Here is a 17,424-nt window from a genome sequence, read left to right as displayed (position 1 = left end):
ATCGGCGTGGACTATGCGCTGTACCTGCTCAGCGTGCAGTTGCAGTTCCAGCGCCAGGGCCTGTCGCTCGCGGAGTCCTACAAGAATGCGGTGGCCTTCACCGGCCGGGTGGTGGGGCTGGTGGGTATCACCCTGGCCGCCGGCGTGGTCTGCTGGGCCTGGTCGCCCATCAAGTTCCAGGCCGACATGGGTATCCTGCTCACCTTCATGTTCGTCTGGAACATGATCGGCGCGCTGGTCCTGATCCCGGCGCTGTCCTACTTCCTGTTGCGCGAGCGCGACGAAGCGGCGCAGCCGGCCATCCCGACCGGCGAGGCACACCCGAGCCGTACCGCCGAAACCGTGGATGACGGTCGCATGGAGTCTGTGCAATCCGAAGCGGCACGCTAGGGAAGTTGGACTAATCTGGAACTCGGGGGATCGCCGTCGGCCGTAATGTAGCCGGCGGCGATGCCGTTTCCGGCATTTGTCGACGCGCTTGCTCCCCCTCATGAGGGCCGTTATTCAGGAAGGGACATCATGCTCGACTACGTCGCCTTGGGCGTACTGATATTCGCCGCCGTGGTGCTGTTCTACGGGATCATCGTGCTCCACGACATTCCCTACGAGATCGCCGTGCACCGCAATCATCCGCACCAGGACGCCATCCATGCCGCCGGCTGGGTGAGCCTGTTCACCCTCCACGCGCTCTGGCCGTTCCTGTGGATCTGGGCCATGTTGTACCGCGAGGATCGGGGGTGGGGGTTCACCACGGGCAAGCCGGGCTCTGAAGCAGAGCTTGCCCAGCAGGTGGCGGAGCTGCGCAAGCGTATCGAGCAGCTCGAGGGGCGGACGTCTGCTCCCGGCGGCGAGCACAAGGAGGTTTGAGCCATGGACCTGTTGCTGATCCTCACCTACGCATCCATCTGTGTCGCCATCTTCAAGATCTTCCGCATCCCGCTGAACAAGTGGACCGTGCCCACGGCCGTGCTCGGCGGGGTGGTCCTGGTGGGCGCGCTGATCTTCCTGATGAACTACAACCATCCCTATTCCGAAGTGGCGCGCACCTATTTCGTCTCCACCCCGGTGATTCCGGTGGTGACCGGCCAGGTGATCGAGGTGCCGGTCAAGGGCAACCAGCCGCTGGAGAAGGGCGATGTGCTGTTCCGCATCGACCCGACGCCCTTCCAGAACCGGGTGAAATCCCTCAAGGCCCAGCTGGTGGCGGCGCGCGCCGACCAGTCCCGCGCCCGCGAGCTGGCCGCCCGCAACGTCGGCAACCGGCGCGATGTGGACCTCACCACCGCGCGGGTGGAGGACCTGGACGCCCAGTTGAATATCGCCCAGTTCGAACTGGACAACACTGTGGTGCGGGCCCCCAGCAAGGGCTTCGTCACCCATGTCTCGCTGCGTCCGGGGATGATGGCCACCCGCTTGCCGCTGCGCCCGTCCATGGTGTTCATCCCGGACGAGGGGTATTACTTCGCGGCCTGGATGCGGCAGAACAGCCAGCTGCGGCTTTCTACCGGCGACGAGGCGGAAGTGGCTTTCGACGGCATCCCCGGCCGGGTGTTCAAGGGCAAGGTGAAGCAGGTGATCGGGGTGATCGGCGAAGGCCAGGTGCAGCCGTCCGGCACCCTGATCAGCTTCACCGGCTCGCCGCCGCCCGGGCGGGTGCCGGTGATCATCGAGATCACCGACCCGGATTACGCCCAGTACGCCGCGCTGATGCCCGGCGGCTCCTATGGCCAGGCGGCGCTCTACAGCCAGCATTTCCACCATGTGGCGATCATGCGCAAGATCCTCCTGCGCATGGCGGCCTGGATGAACTATATCTTCCCCTTCCACTAGATCCGGGCTATGGCGGGCTGCCTCCGGGCTGGCCCGCCCGGTATCCGTGCTCGGCGATCCAGTGCCGGGCGATCTCTTCCCGCCGGCACACCCAGACGCCATCGTGGCCCTGCACATGGTCGAGAAAGCGTGCCAGGGCCATGGCGCGGGCGGGGTGGCCGCTGATCCGGCCATGCAGGCCGACGCTCATCATCCGCGGATGCCGCGCACCTTCCCGCCAGAGGCAATCGAAGGCGTCCTTCAGCAGCTGGAAGAAATCCTCGCCCGAGGCGAAGCCGTGGGGCATCAGATAGCGGGCGTCGTTGTTGACCAGGGTGTAGGGAATGATCAGATGCGGCGGTGCGCCGGGCAGCCAGTAGGGGAGGTCGTCGTTGTAGGCATCCGAACTGTAGAGGAAGCCGCCTTCCTCGCGCAGCAGGCGACGGGTGTTCGGGCTGACGCGGCCGGTGTACCAGCCCAGCGGGCGCCGGCCGCAGATGCGTTCGATCAGGTCGATGGTCAGGCGGATATGGCGCCGCTCTTCGTCTTCGGGCATCTCGTGGTGGTCCAGCCAGCGGTAACCGTGCCCGGCCACCTCATGGCCGGCCGAGCGCAGGGCGTGGCCGATCTGCGGGACCAGTTCCAGGGCGCGGCCTACGGCGAAGGCGGTCAGCGGCAGGCCGCGTTGCTCGAACAGCTCGAGAATGCGCCAGACTCCGGCGCGGGAACCGTATTCGTAGAGACCTTCCACGCTCAGGTCACGCTCGCCGGCACGGGGCGGCCGACCCGGCAGTTCGTGCAGATAGGCCTCCGACCGGGTATCGCCATTGAGCACGCAGGACTCGGCGCCTTCCTCGATATTGAGCACGAACTGCACCGCCACCCGCGCATCACCCGGCCAGCGTGGATGGGGCGGCTTGCCACCGTAGCCGAGCAGGTCGCGCTCGACCATCAGCCGAGCTCGAAGGTGGTGACGCCGAAGATGCGCTGGTCGGCGACAGGGGGCGGGGGACCGAGATACATCCGCGCACAGCCGAAGACCTCGCTCATGCCATGGCGTTGCACCAGCTCCATTGCCGCCGGGTTGTTCTCGGGGGCATCCAGGAACAACGGGCCCCCCGCGGCAAACCCGGCCAGTTGCGCAAAGAGCGCCTCCGCCACCGCCGCATCGTCGGCGAACAGCGGGCCGACCTTGCAGCCCTCCAGGCAACGCCGCACCACGCCGTAGCCGCTCAGCCGGCCCCTTCGCCGGCAGCCCAGGGCGAGGGCGTCGGGCTGGGTTATCCAGCCCTGCAGGAAGGCCGGGCGCATGGCGGGGAAGCAGGTGCGGTCGTAGGCCAGGACTTCCTCGAAGCGAAAGTTGTCCAGCGGGACCACTTCTTCACCTGTTGCCGGCGGGGCTGGCTGCTCGGCAAGCTCGACACGAAAACGCAGATTGCGATGGGAAAAGGCGAATCCGCCCTTGGCGTAGTAATCCTGCATGGCGAACACGCCGTCCATGCCGATGGCGGCACCTGGCCGCAGGCGCGCGATAAGGCGGTCGCGACGGACATGCCAGAGGGTGTTGCCGAGGCCGCGGCGACGAAACTCCGGACGGACGATGAAGAAGCCCATGAAGCCGAACTCGCCGCCGTAGGAGGTAATGGCGCCGCCGCCGATCAGCTCGCCGTCAAGCTCCGCCGCGACGAAGGCTTCGGGGTCGGTCGCCCAGAACAGCCCGGCGTCGTGCAGGCCGGGGTTCCAGCCTTCGCGCGCGGCCCAGCCGACCAGCAGGTCCAGTTCGGCGCGGGTCATGTTGCGAATTACCAGCGGCTCGGGCATCAGGGGCACTCCTAGGCCTGGGGCGGACGCTATGGGTATAGCGCTCCGCGCGAATTCGGGCCAGGCCGCCGGGCGGGGTTCAGGCGTCGCGCAGCAGGTCGTGGGCGTCCAGCAGGCGATAGGCGATCTCCGGGTGCTTCTCCAGCCCCCGGCGAATGGCCGCCGGGATCGACTGGCGGGTCTTGCGGCAGAGGCCGGGCAGCTCGTCGATGCGGATATCGATGCCACGCATGCTGCGCACCTCGTTGTAGCCCGGGGCGATATGCAGGCGCAGGCCGAGCTGCTCGAACATGCGCCGCTGCATGTGCTCCAGGTCCGCCAGGCTCCGGATGTTCTCCAGGCGCTCCAGCAGGCGTTTCTCCTCCTGGCGGGTCAGCAGCAGGATGCGCAGGTCACCGCCGGGAGTGTCCAGCAGCTCGTCGCGCCGGCAGTCGCAGGCGCCGGGCGGGCAGGGTTGGCGGGTGGGCAAAGAGGGCGTCATGGGCCAGGAGCATAGCGAGCCGAAGGGCCGCGCGCATCAGCGCAGCAGTTCGGCCACGGCCTGGAGCACCACCTCCGGCTTTTCACGGTGGGGGACGTGGCCGCATTCACCGATCAGCAGGACTCGCGAAGGGCCGTCGGTCAGCTGGGCGATCCGCTGCGGGTGCAGTTCGGAACCGAACTCGTCCAGGTCGCCATGCATGGCCAGCACCGGGCAGTCCAGCCGCTCGATCTCGGCTTCCAGGCTCCAGTCGGCGAAGGCCGGCGACAGCCAGGTCTCGGTCCAGGCTTCCAGCACCCAGCGGGCCTTGTCGCCGTGGTATTTCGCCAGGCGTTCGAGCTGGCCGTCCTGGCGGAAACCCTGCTTGGCCTCGCGTATGCCCGCCAGGGTGCGCTCTTCGACGAAGGCCTGGGCCGATTCGGTGATCAGCGCCTGGCAGTGTTGGCGATGGCGGGCCGCGCAGTGGGTGGCCATGCCGCCGCCGACGCTGTGGCCGAAGGCGATGAACTCGCCGATGCCTAGGGCGTCCTTCACGGCCGGGAAGTCACGCTCGGCCTCGTCGGCGACGAAGCCGAAGGACAGCAGGTCCGGATGCGGGTCCGAGCGGCCGAAGCCGAGGCGGTCGTAGGCCACCACCGCCTTGCCGGTGATCGCCGCCAGCCTGGCGGGAAATTCGCGCCACAACTCCACGCAACCGAGGGAGTCGTGGAACAGGACGATGGGCACTTCGTCGAAGGACGGGCTCAGGTGATCGGGGCTCCAGATACGTGCGAAGAGCCGGCCGTGAAGGCTGGGAATCCGGAGGTCCTGGGTGTGGTGGCTGGGGCTCGGCACGAAGTGCTCCAGGGCAAGGGATGGGTAGCACAGGCTGCCAGAAAATGCCGACGCTGGCAGCAGGCAGGATGCTCAAGCCGGTTTTCCCCGGGCACGGTGCGCACCGGAGCTGCTGCAGCGGAATCTGGCATCGGCCGGCGCCTCGTCCTAAGCTGCGTGCTTTCCCAGGGAGGACCCCATGAACACCGCTCTCTTGATCATCGATGTCCAGCGCGCCATCAGCGTCGGCGAGCACGCCGCCTTCGAGATTCAGCGGGTGATCGAGGCGATCAACCGCATCGGCAGCGCGGCGCGGGCCGCCGGCCTGCCGGTGTTTGTGATCCAGCACGAGGAGGATGAGGGCGAGTTCCGCTTCGGCAGCGAAAGCTGGCAGCTCGCCGATGAGCTGGCGGTCGCGCCCGGCGACATCCGCGTGCGCAAGACCACCCCCGACTCCTTCCACCGGACCGAACTGCAGCAGGCGTTGCAGGATCGTGGTATCGAGCGCCTGATCATCTGCGGGCTGCAGACCGACTACTGTGTCGACACCAGCGTCCGCCGTGCCCTGGCGCTGGGTTACCAGGTGCTGCTGGTGGAGGATGCCCACTCGACCCTGGACAACGGCGTGCTCAGCGCCGCGCGGATCATCGCCCACCACAACAGGGTCCTCGGCAGCATGTCGAGTTTCGGCGTTCGGGCCCGGGTGATTCCCGCCACGGCGGTGATCGAGGGCATCGCCCAGGGGCACGCGGACTGAAACCGCGCAGCGGGATGATCGAGGCGTCGGAAAAAAGACCGGCACGGGCTCGGCGCAATGAGCACAGTCTCCGTGCCAGCCAACGCTCGTCGGATCGAGCAATTTCAGCATGTACCCGGGCCAATCAAGAATGCGTTCCGTTCATCTTCCGGATCGACCCACCCGGCGGCTCGCGGGCATTGCGGGCTGTCCATGGCCATCTCCTTGTAACGGTGACGAAACAGCCCGGCGCTTCGATTCCCCTGTATCGACTTCTGCCGTCAGCCTGTGACGCCTTACACCTGTAAAGGGCGTTACAGCCGCGAGAGCCGCTTGCGCCAGGAGCGCCGTGGACTTACCCGAGGTCACGTGGCGTGCAGGTGCTGGACAGCCCTTCGAGCTTTGCCGAAAGGCCCGCGAAGGGACTCCCCGGGTCTGTTTCCTGGCGCCCTGGGGGCTCTGCGTTCAGTTGTCCAGGGCGTTCGGCGGGACAATGCCGTAGAGCTTCATCCAGCGATACAGGGTCGGCCGGGACATGCCCAACTCACGGGCCGCGGCGCTGACATTCCAGCGTTGGCGCCGCAGGCTTTCCTCCAGTTGGCGCGCATGGGTGCCCTGCAGCTCCCGGGGCGGGACGGACCTGGCAGGCTGTCGCGGATTGACGCTGGGCAGGCACTCTTCCGGCAGGTCGTTGACCGTGATTTCGTGCGTCTCGGCCGTGGCCAGGGCGTATTGCAGCGCATTGCGCAGCTCGCGGATATTGCCGGGCCAGGCATAGCCGAGGAGGGCGCTCATGGCGTCGCCGCGAATCCGCGCGGGAAGCTGGCGCTGCTCGCTGAGCTCCTTGAAGATGCGCTCGATCAGGTAGGCCTTGTCGGCACGTTCGCGCAGTGGCGGCAGGCGCAGGATTGCGCCGTTGAGGCGGTAGTAGAGGTCCTCGCGGAACTGCCCCGCCTCGATCAGCTGGCGCAGTTCGCGGTGGCTCGCGGCGATCACGCGGATGTCCACCTTGATCGGTTTCTCGCCGCCCAGGGGCATCACTTCCTGCTCGGCCAGCACGCGCAGCAATCGCGTCTGCAGGTGCAGCGGCATGTCGCCGATCTCGTCGAGGAACAGCGTGCCGCCGTCGGCCTGCTGGATCAGGCCGCGCATGCCCTTGCTGCGTGCGCCGGTGAAGGTGCCGGGCTGGTAGCCGAAGAGTTCGCTCTCGATCAGCGACTCCGGCATCGCCGCGCAGTTGATCGCGACGAAGGGCGCCTTGCGCCGGTTGCCGCTGTCGTGCAGGGCCCTGGCCAGGCGCTCCTTGCCGGTGCCGGTCTCACCGTTGAGCAGCACGTTCAGCGGCTCGCTGCACAGGCGCTTGGCTCGGGCGAGCATCTTGCGCATGGCCGGATCGTCGTCCGCCAATTCGTCCAGCGGGCAGCGTTGCTGATCGGCCTTTTGCGCCTGCGGGGCCAGGGGGGCGCGGCTCGGCTCCATCAGCGCGGCGAAGAACAGCGCATTCTGCCGATGGGTGCGGAAGGCGCGCACCTGGTCCGGGCTGGCCAGTGGGATGCTGAAGATGTCGTCCGGGACGCAATCGAACAATTCCTGGATGCCGATCCGCCGGGCCAGCGCCGAAGGCCGCTCCGGCAGCTGCAGGCCGCAGTCGGCGAGCAGCGCCCGGGCCGCCGTGTTCGCCGCCAGCAGGCTGCCGTCGCCGGCCAGCGCCAGCAGGTACTGGCGGTTGATCAGGACGAACTCGCGGGAACGGTCGAAGCAGAGGATGTGACTGTCGCGGTAGCGCCGCAGGAAATAGGCGTCCTCGATCATCCGCGCGTACTGCTTGACCAGTTGCAGGGCGAACTGCTGCGAATCCTTCGACGGCGGCGAGTTCAGCGCCGAGATGTCCAGCACCGCCAGCAACTGGCCCTGGGGATTGAAGATGGGCACCGCGGTGCAGGTGAGCGCGGTGTGGTGGGCGCTGAAGTGGTCATGGTGATGGCAGGTCAGCGGCTGCTGCTCCTTGATGCAGGTGCCCACGGCGCAGGTGCCGGCGTGGTCCTCGCTCCAGTCGGCGCCCAGGTAGAGTCCGGTCCTGCGGTGGGCCGCCTCGTCCAGCGGGTCGCCGAGGAACTGCACGGTGATGCCGCGGTTGTCGGTGAGCAGGATCACGTAGCCCAGTTCGGCGATATGCCGGTAGAGCTGCTCGACGCCGGCACGGGCGACGTTGATCAGCTCGTCGGCCTGGTCCTGGTGCTCGCGCAGCACCTGGCGCGGAACGTAGCGGGGCGGGGCGGGCTTGGCCGGGTCCAGGCCGTAGTCCTGGATACAGCGCTTCCAGGAGCGGGTGATGATAGGTTCGCGATTGGTGCCCGGCTGCACGGCGGCGGCATCGGCGGCATAGGACAGCACGGTGTCGATGTGCAGGCTCGAAGTGGAGATGGTGCTCATGCAGCCTCCTCGGATATCGGGCGGTCGGGCTCGAATCCGCAGTGACGATCTTGTTCTTGTTCGGCGGCAGCACCTGGCGGAGCGGGCTGGCACGTTTGCCTACACCTTACGAGTTTAGGTCGGAGGCGTCACCTGCCCGATGGTTGTAATGGCGGCCCGGTGCCCGGCTTACACCTGTAAGGGGCAGCGGCCGGCGCGGAACCTTGCCGGGGCTCTCGGCCTCCAGATTTTTCCTCTTGAAAATCATGGCCTTGCAGCTGCCAGGCGGGTGCTGGCACGCATCCTGCGCCGGCGTCATCCGGCCCCCTCTCGGGGTAGAACAACAAGAAACGAGGATGCGAGATGCTGCCTGTCCACCCAGATGCCGAGATCAACGGCCCACACACCATCGACAACCGCACCTGGACCGCCGCCTGGGGGATCGCCCTGGTCGCCGGTTGCCTTTCACTGGCCCGGCCGGCCCACGGGCTGGACCTGGATGCCGGCGATTACGTGGCGGCGCCGGCCGGCACCACCCTGGGCCTGCTCTACCTGCAAGGCGCCGAGCGCGACCGGCTCTATCGCGCGGGACACAGCCAACCCGACGCGCCGGGGCTGGATTCGGAAATCGGGATACTGCGCCTGGTCCACTATGCCGACCTCGGCGGCTTCCGCGTGGCGCCCCAGGTGCTGCTGCCCTTCGGCCGCCTGGACGGGCGCCGGGGCCTGGGCGATGCCAGTGGCCTGGCCGACCCGATCCTGGCCATGCCCCTCTGGCTGATCAATGAACCGGAGCGCCGCCGCTACCTGGGCATCACGCCCTATCTGTTCCTGCCCCTGGGCGAGTACGACGCCGATGACGATCTCAACCTGGGCGAGAACCGTTGGAAGTTCAACCTGCAGGCCGCCTACGTCACCGGGCTGACCGAGAACCTGGCCCTGGACCTGGCGGCGGACGTGATGTTCTACGGGCGCAACAACCATTACGGCAGCGGCCGCTGGACCCAGCGGCAGAAGCCCAGCTACCAGTACCAGGGTTTCCTGCGCTACCAGCTGACCCCGCAGGCGGACCTGCGTGCCGGCCTGTCCTGGCTCGACGGTGGCGCCAGCCGCGTCGATGACCTCCAGCTGGACGACCGCCAGGAGACCGGCAAGTGGAACCTGGGGTTTTCCTGGTTCTTCCTGCCGAAGACGCAGCTGGCGGCCACCTATGGGCGGGATTTCGCGGTGGAGAACGGCTTTCGCGAGGAGCACAGGCTGAACATCCGCCTGATGCAGGTGTTCTGAGCGGTCCGGACGGTCCGCTGCTTGGGGCCTGCGGGCCCCTTTCTTTGTCGGCCGGTAATGCCGTGGCTCGGGTAACCGAATGGGGCGGGTGGCGTTCCGTGAGCGAAGCGGTACCCATCACTTCCAACTGGCAAGAAAGCGCGGCATCACCAGCTTCCGTAGGGAATGCCGAAGCGTTCGATATAGCGTTGAGCCTTCTCGCTGGGTTTGTAGGCATAGCGTCCTTCGTTACGTCCCTGGTCCGGCCCCAGCGGCTCCACCTCGGCCTGGGCGCGGCCCACCTTCACCGATTGGTAGCAGCGGTTGTAGACCCAGATCTGGATGATGCCGCCGGGGGCCAGGCCCAGGTACAGCGTGGCATCGTAGTTCGACACCCTTTGTGGCTTCTGCGGGCAGCGCCAGGCGATGGAGTCGCGCATGATCTGCCGCGCGTCCTCCGGGATGTCCACCCAGGCGCGGTAGGTCTGCGGTTCGACGATGGACTGCCAGCGCACGTAGATGCGCTGGGGCAGGTCGGCACCGACCACCGCGACACCGGTGGGGCCTGCGCCGCCGCGCCAGCCGCGCGGCCTCGGTGCCATCCTCCGGCTCATCGCCAGCGGCGATGCCGCCGCCGGTATGCCGGAACAGGCGGCCACGGATATCGACGACCGCACTGTCTTCGACCCAGACCTTCATATAGGCCGGATGGGCGAAACCCAGACTCCACCAGGGGCTGTGCTCATCCCGGGCGCCGGACAACGGGTCCATGGCCTGGCAGCCGTTGATCAGCAGCAGGGCCAGCAGGGCCAGCAGGGCGAGGAGGCGCTGCATCACCAGCTCCCGTAGGGAATGCCGAAGCGTTCGACATAGCGTTTGGAGGCTTCCGACTGGGGATAGTAGTGACCTCCCGATTTGCCCAGGTGCGGCCCCAAGGGCTCTACCTCGGCCTGGGCGCGGGCCACCTTGACCGATTGGTAGCAGCGGTTGCGCACCCAGACCTGGATGATGCCGCCCGGTGCCAAGCCCAAATAGAGGGTGGCCCGGTATCGAGAAGGCAATTGCGGTTTCTGCGGACAGCGCCAGGCGACGGAGTCACGCATGATCTGCCGGGCTTCCTCCGGTATGTCCACCCAGGCGCGGTAGGTCTGGGGCTCGACGATGGACTGCCAGCGCACATAGATGCGCTGGGGCAAGTCGGCGCCGACCACCGCGACACCGGCGGGGCCCGCCCCATGCCAGCCACGGGCGGCCTCGGTGCCATCTTCTGGCTCCGTGCCTATTGCCGTACCTCTGCCGGTATGCCGGAACAACCGGCCGCGGATATCGATCACTGCGCTGTCCTCGATCCAGACCTTCATATAGTTGGGCTGGGCGAAGCCCAGGCTCCACCAGGGATTGTGGGGGTCGTTGGCGCCGGACAGCGGGTCCATGGCCTGGCAGCCGGTGACCAGCAGCAGGCCCAGCAGAAGCAGGAAATGGCGCATCGGATCAGGCTCCTGTACTAGGCATGAGGGTGACGCACGCGCTGGCCATCGGCGGTGGGGGCGTTGACGAAGGTCAAGGCAACCCCCGTGCGCGGTGCCTGGCCCTGCAGGCGTGCAGGCGGGTTCCAGTGGGCCGAGCAGTGGATGTAGTGCAGTTGCAGTAACCGCTCGTCGGCGGGGGTGGTGCTGTAGTCGCCGGCCAGAAAGTGATCGCAGAGGGGCTGCAGATCGGCGGGCAGCATCAGCTGCGGATCATGCTCGTCGATGGCGTCAAACCTTACGCCGTGCTGCCGGGCCAATTGATGCATCAGCCGCAGGTAGACCCGCGACAGTTCTCCCCGCACCGGGCGCTTCAACTGGAGGGCGGCATAGACCCGCTTGCGCGGCGGGGCCAGGCGGTCGGTCGGGGCGGGCGGCAAGGGCCGCGCTTCGGGGGTGACGATGGTCAGCAGCTCCGTTGGCCAGCCCCTGGCCAGCCAGGCGTCCCGGGCCTGCTCGGCGTCGCGGTAGATGCTGGTGTGCTCCACCCGAGTGTGGCGCGGCACCTCCAGGGCCTGCATGGGGCTGACCAGCAGGCATTCCTCGGCCTCGGCCAGGTAGCCGCCGCCGAGGTCGGCATGGGCGCCGGGCAGGATCGGCTCACGGTGCTCGGGCGCGGTGCTGTTGAGGGCGAAGTTGGCGCGGTATTCGTCGCGCGCCACCAGGTGCACCACCGTTGGGAAGTGCTCGGGTGCCAGGTACAGCTGGAGACCCGGGGGGCTGGGGCTGCGTACGTTGCCCAGGTTGGCCAGGCCGGCGGTGGAGGCCACGGTGTCGAACAGGCCGATAAAGGCCACCTGCACACCCTGGCCGTAGCGGCCGCTCAGATTGTCGCTGAAGGTGCCGCTGGTATCGGGGAACAGCATGCCCAGGGGGCCGTTGCGGCCCTTGGCCAGTTGGTTGGCGAAGTGCCGTGCCGCCGCCGCGCCACGACTGAAGCCGAAGATGTCGAGGGTCAGCGATTCGATTTCATAGTCGGGGTTTTCGTCGATGAAGTCGTAGCAGGTGCTCCGGATATCCTCAAAAGCTTGTCGCACCTTTCCCTCTACCCCGGTGGCACCACGCCCAGTGCCAGCACCAAACAGGCTGTCCGCCTCGCCTGCGCGGGTGCCGATGCCCTCGATATAAATACGTCGATGAGCCTGGCTGACGTCGTTGTGGCTCCGGAGTGTGGGTGTGTTCGGATACAGATCGTGCAGCAACTTGATATTGGTCACGTCATTGCCATAGCTGCTCTCCGGATCACGCATATAGGGTTTGCAACTGGCGTCCAGGTCGTCCTCGGTGATGGCGTGCTGGGCGCCGCAGAGCAGGCCCTGGGCGGCGTTGGTGGCATTGTTGTAGGTGCCGTCGAAGAACACGCCGATACGCAGGGCGATGCGCAGTTTGGCTTCCGGGGTTGGCGTGAAGGGTTTCCGTTCGGGCGGAAGCTCGGGCTCGGCGGGCGGGGTGGAAGCCGGGCCGGTGAAAAAGGCGAGGTCCTCGGTCCAGGATCGCAGCTTGCCGCTCAGCGGCTTGAACGGGCGCCAGCTGACCAGCAGCCAGTCGCCACGGCGGATCTTCTCGAGAATCCGATTCCGGTAGTACTCCTCCCGGCTGTCGCGGGGATCGATGCCGCATTCGCTGAGCAGTTGCTCGAGCCCGGGCAGCCGCCAGGGTTCGCCCAGTGCCTGATCGACTTTAATCACGGCGAAGAAGGGATCTTCCACCTCGTCTTCGTTAACGGGGTTGAAGATCGACCGCTTGACCAACTTGTCCATTGTCCTCGCCTCCTGTAGGGCTCCATGGATAAGGAGCGAGGCTTGCACAGGCGCGAAGCCAGGTGGCCCCGGCGGCGACTGAAGCGGTTGTCGGACGCGGCCGGTTCTCTGGACGGACGCTACTGCGGACGCTTGGCTACCGGCGGAATCGCCAGGAATTGCGGAGTCTCGTTCCGCCCGGAGCTGAACGCCTCGCTGCAAGTGCGGATGCACGAGTCCTCATTCCGGATGGGGCGGGCGCCGTTCTGCGAGCGAGGCGACACCCCGCGGCGACGGGAGCTCGATGGGTATCGCTTCGCTCCACCCATCCTACGAAAGCGCGCGAATCACTCAGGTTCCAAGCAGGCCTTTACGGATGTAAAGCCCTTGGACGGATGCTTACAGGTGTAAAGCCTTCGCTTTACAACCTGAGCCAGCGCCATGAATATTAATAAGTAAAAAGTTTTTAAAAACAACAGCTTGAGTTTGATTGGCGGCATTGGCACACAAGCTGCTCCCTGGCTATCGAGGGGCCGAAAAGGCACCCGGACGAATAACAACAACGTCGGCCACACCTGTTCCCACCTTGCAGGTGTGCCGGCAATAGCCTGGAGTTCTGCCATGCATGACTCATCGCCCATGGGCACCGCGCTCAGCCGCAGGCGCTTCCTCAGCCTGTCGGGCCAGTCCGCCCTGATCCTCGGCGCCAGCGCCGCTGCCAGCCAGCTCATTCCCGTCACCGCCATCGCCGATGACCTGTTGCCCCAGCTGCCCGCCGGGCTGCTGCGCATGGGGCGCGACATCTTCCCCCACGACCGCCTCGGTGACGCGCCCTATGCCAAGCCGCTGTTCGAACTGGCCGGCAAGCAGCCGGACCTGGTCCGCGACGGCCTCAAGGCCCTGCAGGCACGAGCCCGCAGTGTGCACGGCCAAGCCTTCGAAGGGATCGCCAGCGAGGACGACCGCGTCGCGCTGCTGCGCGAGATCGAGACCACGCCCTTTTTCCGCGAGACCCGCAGCGCGCTGATGTTCGGCCTCTACGACAACGAGACGCTGTTCCCGCTGTTCGGCTACGAGGGCTCGTCGGTGGAGAAGGGCGGCTACATCGCCCGCGGCTTCAACGACCTCGACTGGCTCTGAGCGGCCTTTCCCTTCGCGGCTCCACCGATTCCAACAACAACGAGGGTTGACCCCATGGCAGCGAAATTCTCCCAGGACGACGGCGACGTCGTCGTCATCATCGGCTCGGGTGCAGGAGGCGGCACCCTGGCCCATGCCCTGGCCCGGCAAGGCATCCGCGTCGTGGTGCTGGAGGCCGGCAAGCGCTTCGAGATGTCCGACATCGAGAACGATGAGTGGGCCATGTTCAACAAGATCTCCTGGCTCGACAAACGCATCGCCACCGGCGGTTGGGACGTGGCCCGCAACCACCCGAACCTGCCGGCCTGGATCGTCAAGGCGGTGGGCGGCAGCTCGGTGCATTGGGCCGGCGTGGCCCTGCGTTTCCGCGACTTCGAGTTCCGCATGCGCACCGAGAACGGCGACATCAAGGGCGCCAATATGCTCGACTGGCCGATCAGCTACGCGGAGCTGGAGCCCTGGTACGTCAAGGCCGAGAAGCACATGGGCGTGACCGGCCCGAGCACCGGCATGCCGTACCACCAGTGGCACAACTCCTTCAAGGTGCTGGCCACCGGCGCCCAGCGTGTCGGCTACAAGGAAATCCAGTCCGGCCCGATGGCGATCAACACCCAGCCTTATGACAATCGGCCCGGCTGCATGCAGATCGGCTTCTGCATGCAGGGCTGCCGCATCGGCGCCAAGTGGTCGACCCTCTATACGGACATCCCTCGCGCCGAGGCCACCGGCAACTGCGAGGTGCGCCCGCAGAGCATGGCCCTGCGTATCGAGCACGATGCCCGTGGCCGGGTCACCGGGGTGGTCTACGCCGATGCCGAGGGCCGCCAGCAGCGGCAGAAGGCGCGGGTGGTGTGCGTGGCCGGCAACTCCATCGAGTCGCCGCGCCTGTTGCTCAACTCCGAGTCCTCGATGTTCAAGGACGGCCTTGCCAACTCCTCCGGCCAGGTAGGGCGCAACTACATGTGCCACACCACCGCCGGCATCTACGCGGTGCTGCCCAAGCCGGTGCATATGTACCGGGGCACCACCTGCGCCGGGATCATCTCCGACGAGTCCTACAACGACACCTCACGGGGCTTCGTCGGCGGCTACCGCCTGGAGATCCTCTCCCTCGGCCTGCCCTTCATGTCCGCCTTCCTCGACCCGACGCCCCAGGGCTGGGGCCGCGCCCTCACCTCGAAACTGGAGCGCTACGACCACATGTCCGGCGTCTGGCTGTGCGGCGAGGACCTGCCCATGGAGAGCAACCGCATCACCCTGCACGGTACCGAGAAGGACCAGTACGGCCTGCCGATTCCCGTGGTGCACAAGGACGACCACGCCTTCGACAACGCCATGCGCGACCACGGCGTGGAACAGACCCGCAAGTGCTACGAGGCGGTGGGCGCCACCGAGGTGATCCGCCTGCCGTCCTACCCGGCCAGCCACAACATGGGCACCAACCGCATGAGCGCCAAGGCGTCCGACGGCGTGGTGAACAAGTGGGGGCAGAGCCACGACATCCCCAACCTGTTCGTCTCCGACGGCAGCCAGTTCACCACCAGCGGCGGGCAGAACCCGACGCTGACCATTGTCGCCCTGGCCCTGCGCCAGGCCGAGCACATCGGCTCGCTGATCAACCAGCGCGCCCTCTGAGGAGCCGATCCCATGACCATACCCAGCAACGACCAGCGCCTCTGGATGTTCGAGCAGATGCTCGTCAGCCGCTACCTGGAAGAGTCCATCGAACGTATCTACATGGAAGGCAAGACTCCGGTCTTCAACATGGCCAACGGGCCCATCCCCGGCGAGATGCACCTGTCCAACGGCCAGGAGCCCTGCGCCGTGGGCGTCTGCGCCCATCTCGAGGCCGGCGACATCGTCACCGCCACCCACCGCCCGCATCACATAGCCGTAGCCAAGGGCGTCGACCTGGACGAGATGGTCGCCGAGATCTTCGGCAAGAAGGCCGGCCTCTCGGGCGGCCGTGGCGGCCACATGCACCTGTTCGATGCGCGGGTGAACTTCTCCTGCTCCGGCATCATCGCCCAGGGCATGGGCCCGGCGGTGGGCGCCGCGCTGTCGCGCCAGCTGCAGGGCAAGCCCGGCGTCGCCGTGGCCTACCTGGGCGAGGGCGCGGCGAACCAGGGCGCCTTCCACGAGACCCTGAACCTGGCGGCGCTGTGGAAGCTGCCGGTGGTCTTCGTCATCGAGGACAACGCCTGGGGCATCTCGGTGGCCAAGGCCGCCTCCACCGCCATCGAGCGCAATTACCTGCGCGCCGCCGCCTATGGCATGCCCGGCGTGTTCGTCCCGGGCAACGACCCCGACGCCATCTTCGCCGCCGCCGGTGAGGCCATCGCCCGTGCCCGCGCCGGGGAAGGCCCGAGCCTGATCGAGATCGAGACCCACCGCCTGGCCGGCCACTTCATGGGCGATGGCGAAACCTACCGCCCGGCCGGCGAAAAGGCCGCGCTGCTGGAGAGGGACCCGATCCCGGCCTACCGCCAGCGGCTTCTGGAGCTGGGAGTGCTGGACGAGATCGGCGCCGCCGCCATCGAGGAACGCGCCCGTGGACGTGTGAACGCCGCAGTGCAGTTCGCCCGCGACAGCGCCTATCCGGCTCCGGAAGAAGCCCTCGACTTCGTCTTCGTCTGAACAGGAATCGCAGTGATGAGCAGCCCAGTGAAAGAACGCAAACTCACCATCGCCCGTGCCATGGCCGAGGCGGTAGCCCAGGAAATGCGCCTCGACCCCCGCGTGTTCGTGATGGGCGAGGATATCGGCCAGCTCGGCGGGGTGTTCGGCAATACCCGTGGCCTGCACGAAGAGTTCGGCAGCGCGCGCATTCGCGACACGCCGATTTCGGAAACCGCCTTCATCGGCGCCGCCGTGGGCGCGGCTTCCGACGGCATGCGGCCGATAGTCGAACTGATGTTCGTCGACTTCTTCGGCGTGTGCATGGACGCCATCTACAACCTGATGGCGAAGAACACCTACTTCTCCGGCGGCAAGGTCAGCGTGCCCATGGTGCTGATGGCCTCCACCGGTGCCGGCTATTCCGACGCCGGCCAGCACTCCCAATGCCTCTACGGCACCTTCGCCCACCTGCCGGGCATGAAGGTGGTGGTGCCGAGCAACGCCTATGACGCCAAGGGCCTGATGACGGCCGCCATCCGTGACGACAACCCGGTGGTCTACCTGTTCCACAAGGCCTTGCAGGGCATGGGCTGGCTGGGCACCGAGAAGGGCGCCACCGTGGCCGTGCCGGAAGATCCCTATACGGTCGAGATCGGCAAGGCGAAGACGGTGCGCGAGGGCCGCGATGTCAGCATCGTCAGCCTCGGCGCCGGTGTGCATCACGCCCTGCGTGCCGCCCAGCAGCTGGAGCAGCAGGGCGTCAGCGCCGAGGTGGTGGACCTGCGCAGCCTGGTGCCGCTGGATCGCGAGCACGTCATCGAGTCGGTGCGCAAGACCGGCCGCCTGATCGTGGTCGACGAGGACTACCACAGCTTCGGCGTCAGCGGCGAAATCATCGCCAGCGTCGTCGAGCACGATATCCGCATGCTCAAGGCACGCCCGCAGCGGGTGGCCTTCCCGGATATCCCGATCCCCTTCACACCGCCCATGGAGCAGTGGGCACTGCCTTCGGCGGCGAAGATAGTCGCCGCCTACCAGAACCTGAAGAACGAGGAGTAAGCC

17 protein-coding genes and 1 pseudogene are annotated in these 17,424 nt (G+C 66.9%); 9 read left to right on the top strand and 9 right to left on the bottom strand.

The window, feature by feature from the left end:
• From ACFPU0_RS03870 to ACFPU0_RS03860, 3 genes are all read left to right on the top strand, one after another.
• Positions 1 to 390, top strand: a 390-nt coding sequence (locus tag ACFPU0_RS03870; RefSeq protein WP_377691468.1) for an MMPL family transporter, incomplete at its 5' end; no start/stop codon positions are given.
• Between the two features lie 129 nt (positions 391 to 519).
• Positions 520 to 867 (top strand): DUF3302 domain-containing protein, encoded by a 348-nt coding sequence (locus ACFPU0_RS03865; RefSeq protein ID WP_377691467.1) that lies wholly within the window; start codon positions 520 to 522, stop codon positions 865 to 867.
• Positions 868 to 870: 3 nt separating this feature from the next.
• Positions 871 to 1,830: an HlyD family secretion protein gene (locus tag ACFPU0_RS03860; RefSeq protein WP_377691466.1), complete on the top strand. Its 960-nt coding sequence runs from the start codon at positions 871 to 873 to the stop codon at positions 1,828 to 1,830.
• Between the two features lie 7 nt (positions 1,831 to 1,837).
• Here ACFPU0_RS03860 and puuE read toward each other — a convergent pair whose 3' ends face one another.
• The 4 genes from puuE to ACFPU0_RS03840 all read right to left on the bottom strand — a co-directional run bounded on the left by puuE (position 1,838) and on the right by ACFPU0_RS03840 (position 4,945).
• Positions 1,838 to 2,761 (bottom strand): allantoinase PuuE, encoded by a 924-nt coding sequence (gene puuE, locus ACFPU0_RS03855; protein WP_377691465.1) that lies wholly within the window; start codon positions 2,759 to 2,761, stop codon positions 1,838 to 1,840.
• Positions 2,761 to 3,630, bottom strand: coding sequence for a GNAT family N-acetyltransferase (locus ACFPU0_RS03850; protein ID WP_377691464.1), 870 nt, complete (start codon positions 3,628 to 3,630; stop codon positions 2,761 to 2,763). The genes puuE and ACFPU0_RS03850 overlap by 1 nt, the downstream gene beginning before the upstream one ends.
• Before the next feature lie 79 nt (positions 3,631 to 3,709).
• Positions 3,710 to 4,111, bottom strand: a complete 402-nt coding sequence (locus ACFPU0_RS03845) for a hypothetical protein (RefSeq protein WP_377691463.1) — start codon at positions 4,109 to 4,111, stop codon at positions 3,710 to 3,712.
• Positions 4,112 to 4,147: 36 nt separating this feature from the next.
• Positions 4,148 to 4,945, bottom strand: coding sequence for an alpha/beta fold hydrolase (locus tag ACFPU0_RS03840; RefSeq protein ID WP_377691462.1), 798 nt, complete (start codon positions 4,943 to 4,945; stop codon positions 4,148 to 4,150).
• Between the two features lie 178 nt (positions 4,946 to 5,123).
• Here ACFPU0_RS03840 and ACFPU0_RS03835 point away from each other — a divergent pair, with 178 nt between their 5' ends.
• Complete coding sequence (locus ACFPU0_RS03835; protein WP_377691461.1) at positions 5,124 to 5,681, top strand: cysteine hydrolase family protein; 558 nt, start codon at positions 5,124 to 5,126, stop codon at positions 5,679 to 5,681.
• A gap of 444 nt (positions 5,682 to 6,125) precedes the next feature.
• Here the strand turns inward: ACFPU0_RS03835 and ACFPU0_RS03830 are convergent, their stop codons facing one another.
• Complete coding sequence (locus ACFPU0_RS03830) at positions 6,126 to 8,093, bottom strand: sigma-54-dependent Fis family transcriptional regulator (RefSeq protein ID WP_377691460.1); 1,968 nt, start codon at positions 8,091 to 8,093, stop codon at positions 6,126 to 6,128.
• A gap of 342 nt (positions 8,094 to 8,435) precedes the next feature.
• Here ACFPU0_RS03830 and ACFPU0_RS03825 point away from each other — a divergent pair, with 342 nt between their 5' ends.
• Positions 8,436 to 9,359, top strand: a complete 924-nt coding sequence (locus ACFPU0_RS03825; RefSeq protein ID WP_377691459.1) for a transporter — start codon at positions 8,436 to 8,438, stop codon at positions 9,357 to 9,359.
• Positions 9,360 to 9,505: 146 nt separating this feature from the next.
• On the opposite strand, the pseudogene ACFPU0_RS03820 reads toward ACFPU0_RS03825, so the two are convergent.
• The 4 genes and pseudogenes from ACFPU0_RS03820 to ACFPU0_RS03805 form a co-directional block, all read right to left on the bottom strand.
• A pseudogene (locus ACFPU0_RS03820) lies at positions 9,506 to 10,172 on the bottom strand (DUF2931 family protein).
• Positions 10,172 to 10,825, bottom strand: coding sequence for a DUF2931 family protein (locus tag ACFPU0_RS03815; protein ID WP_377691458.1), 654 nt, complete (start codon positions 10,823 to 10,825; stop codon positions 10,172 to 10,174). The pseudogene ACFPU0_RS03820 and the gene ACFPU0_RS03815 overlap by 1 nt, the downstream one beginning before the upstream one ends.
• Positions 10,826 to 10,842: 17 nt before the next feature.
• Positions 10,843 to 12,624, bottom strand: coding sequence for a T6SS phospholipase effector Tle1-like catalytic domain-containing protein (locus tag ACFPU0_RS03810; protein WP_377691457.1), 1,782 nt, complete (start codon positions 12,622 to 12,624; stop codon positions 10,843 to 10,845).
• Between the two features lie 326 nt (positions 12,625 to 12,950).
• Positions 12,951 to 13,226: a hypothetical protein gene (locus ACFPU0_RS03805; RefSeq protein WP_377691456.1), complete on the bottom strand. Its 276-nt coding sequence runs from the start codon at positions 13,224 to 13,226 to the stop codon at positions 12,951 to 12,953.
• Between ACFPU0_RS03805 and ACFPU0_RS03800 the strand changes: the two genes are divergently transcribed.
• The 4 genes from ACFPU0_RS03800 to ACFPU0_RS03785 are packed head-to-tail and all read left to right on the top strand — an operon-like array spanning position 13,225 to position 17,421.
• A complete protein-coding gene (locus ACFPU0_RS03800; protein WP_377691455.1) occupies positions 13,225 to 13,743 on the top strand; it encodes a transcriptional initiation protein Tat in 519 nt (172 codons plus the stop codon). The two genes, ACFPU0_RS03805 and ACFPU0_RS03800, sit on opposite strands and share 2 nt — an antisense overlap.
• 54 nt (positions 13,744 to 13,797) lie before the next feature.
• Positions 13,798 to 15,378 (top strand): GMC family oxidoreductase, encoded by a 1,581-nt coding sequence (locus tag ACFPU0_RS03795; protein WP_377691454.1) that lies wholly within the window; start codon positions 13,798 to 13,800, stop codon positions 15,376 to 15,378.
• A 12-nt stretch (positions 15,379 to 15,390) separates the two neighbouring features.
• Positions 15,391 to 16,380, top strand: coding sequence for a thiamine pyrophosphate-dependent dehydrogenase E1 component subunit alpha (locus ACFPU0_RS03790; protein WP_377691453.1), 990 nt, complete (start codon positions 15,391 to 15,393; stop codon positions 16,378 to 16,380).
• Positions 16,381 to 16,395: 15 nt separating this feature from the next.
• On the top strand, positions 16,396 to 17,421 hold the full coding sequence (locus tag ACFPU0_RS03785) for an alpha-ketoacid dehydrogenase subunit beta (protein ID WP_377691452.1): 1,026 nt from the start codon (positions 16,396 to 16,398) through the stop codon (positions 17,419 to 17,421).
• The last annotated feature ends 3 nt before the right edge of the window (positions 17,422 to 17,424 follow it).

Source organism: Pseudomonas sp. GCM10022186 (assembly GCF_042656385.1).
In the GTDB taxonomy this organism is placed as follows: Bacteria; Pseudomonadota; Gammaproteobacteria; order Pseudomonadales; family Pseudomonadaceae; genus Metapseudomonas.
This window is presented reverse-complemented; position numbering and strand designations above follow the sequence as displayed.

Coding starts and splice junctions, on each gene's coding strand:
- ACFPU0_RS03865 (WP_377691467.1), top strand. CDS start 520: ATGCTCGACTACGTCGCCTTGGGCGTACTGATATTCGCCGCCGTGGTG.
- ACFPU0_RS03860 (WP_377691466.1), top strand. CDS start 871: ATGGACCTGTTGCTGATCCTCACCTACGCATCCATCTGTGTCGCCATC.
- puuE (WP_377691465.1), bottom strand. CDS start 2,761: ATGGTCGAGCGCGACCTGCTCGGCTACGGTGGCAAGCCGCCCCATCCA.
- ACFPU0_RS03850 (WP_377691464.1), bottom strand. CDS start 3,630: ATGCCCGAGCCGCTGGTAATTCGCAACATGACCCGCGCCGAACTGGAC.
- ACFPU0_RS03845 (WP_377691463.1), bottom strand. CDS start 4,111: ATGACGCCCTCTTTGCCCACCCGCCAACCCTGCCCGCCCGGCGCCTGC.
- ACFPU0_RS03835 (WP_377691461.1), top strand. CDS start 5,124: ATGAACACCGCTCTCTTGATCATCGATGTCCAGCGCGCCATCAGCGTC.
- ACFPU0_RS03830 (WP_377691460.1), bottom strand. CDS start 8,093: ATGAGCACCATCTCCACTTCGAGCCTGCACATCGACACCGTGCTGTCC.
- ACFPU0_RS03825 (WP_377691459.1), top strand. CDS start 8,436: ATGCTGCCTGTCCACCCAGATGCCGAGATCAACGGCCCACACACCATC.
- ACFPU0_RS03815 (WP_377691458.1), bottom strand. CDS start 10,825: ATGCGCCATTTCCTGCTTCTGCTGGGCCTGCTGCTGGTCACCGGCTGC.
- ACFPU0_RS03810 (WP_377691457.1), bottom strand. CDS start 12,624: ATGGACAAGTTGGTCAAGCGGTCGATCTTCAACCCCGTTAACGAAGAC.
- ACFPU0_RS03800 (WP_377691455.1), top strand. CDS start 13,225: ATGCATGACTCATCGCCCATGGGCACCGCGCTCAGCCGCAGGCGCTTC.
- ACFPU0_RS03805 (WP_377691456.1), bottom strand. CDS start 13,226: ATGGCAGAACTCCAGGCTATTGCCGGCACACCTGCAAGGTGGGAACAG.
- ACFPU0_RS03795 (WP_377691454.1), top strand. CDS start 13,798: ATGGCAGCGAAATTCTCCCAGGACGACGGCGACGTCGTCGTCATCATC.
- ACFPU0_RS03790 (WP_377691453.1), top strand. CDS start 15,391: ATGACCATACCCAGCAACGACCAGCGCCTCTGGATGTTCGAGCAGATG.
- ACFPU0_RS03785 (WP_377691452.1), top strand. CDS start 16,396: ATGAGCAGCCCAGTGAAAGAACGCAAACTCACCATCGCCCGTGCCATG.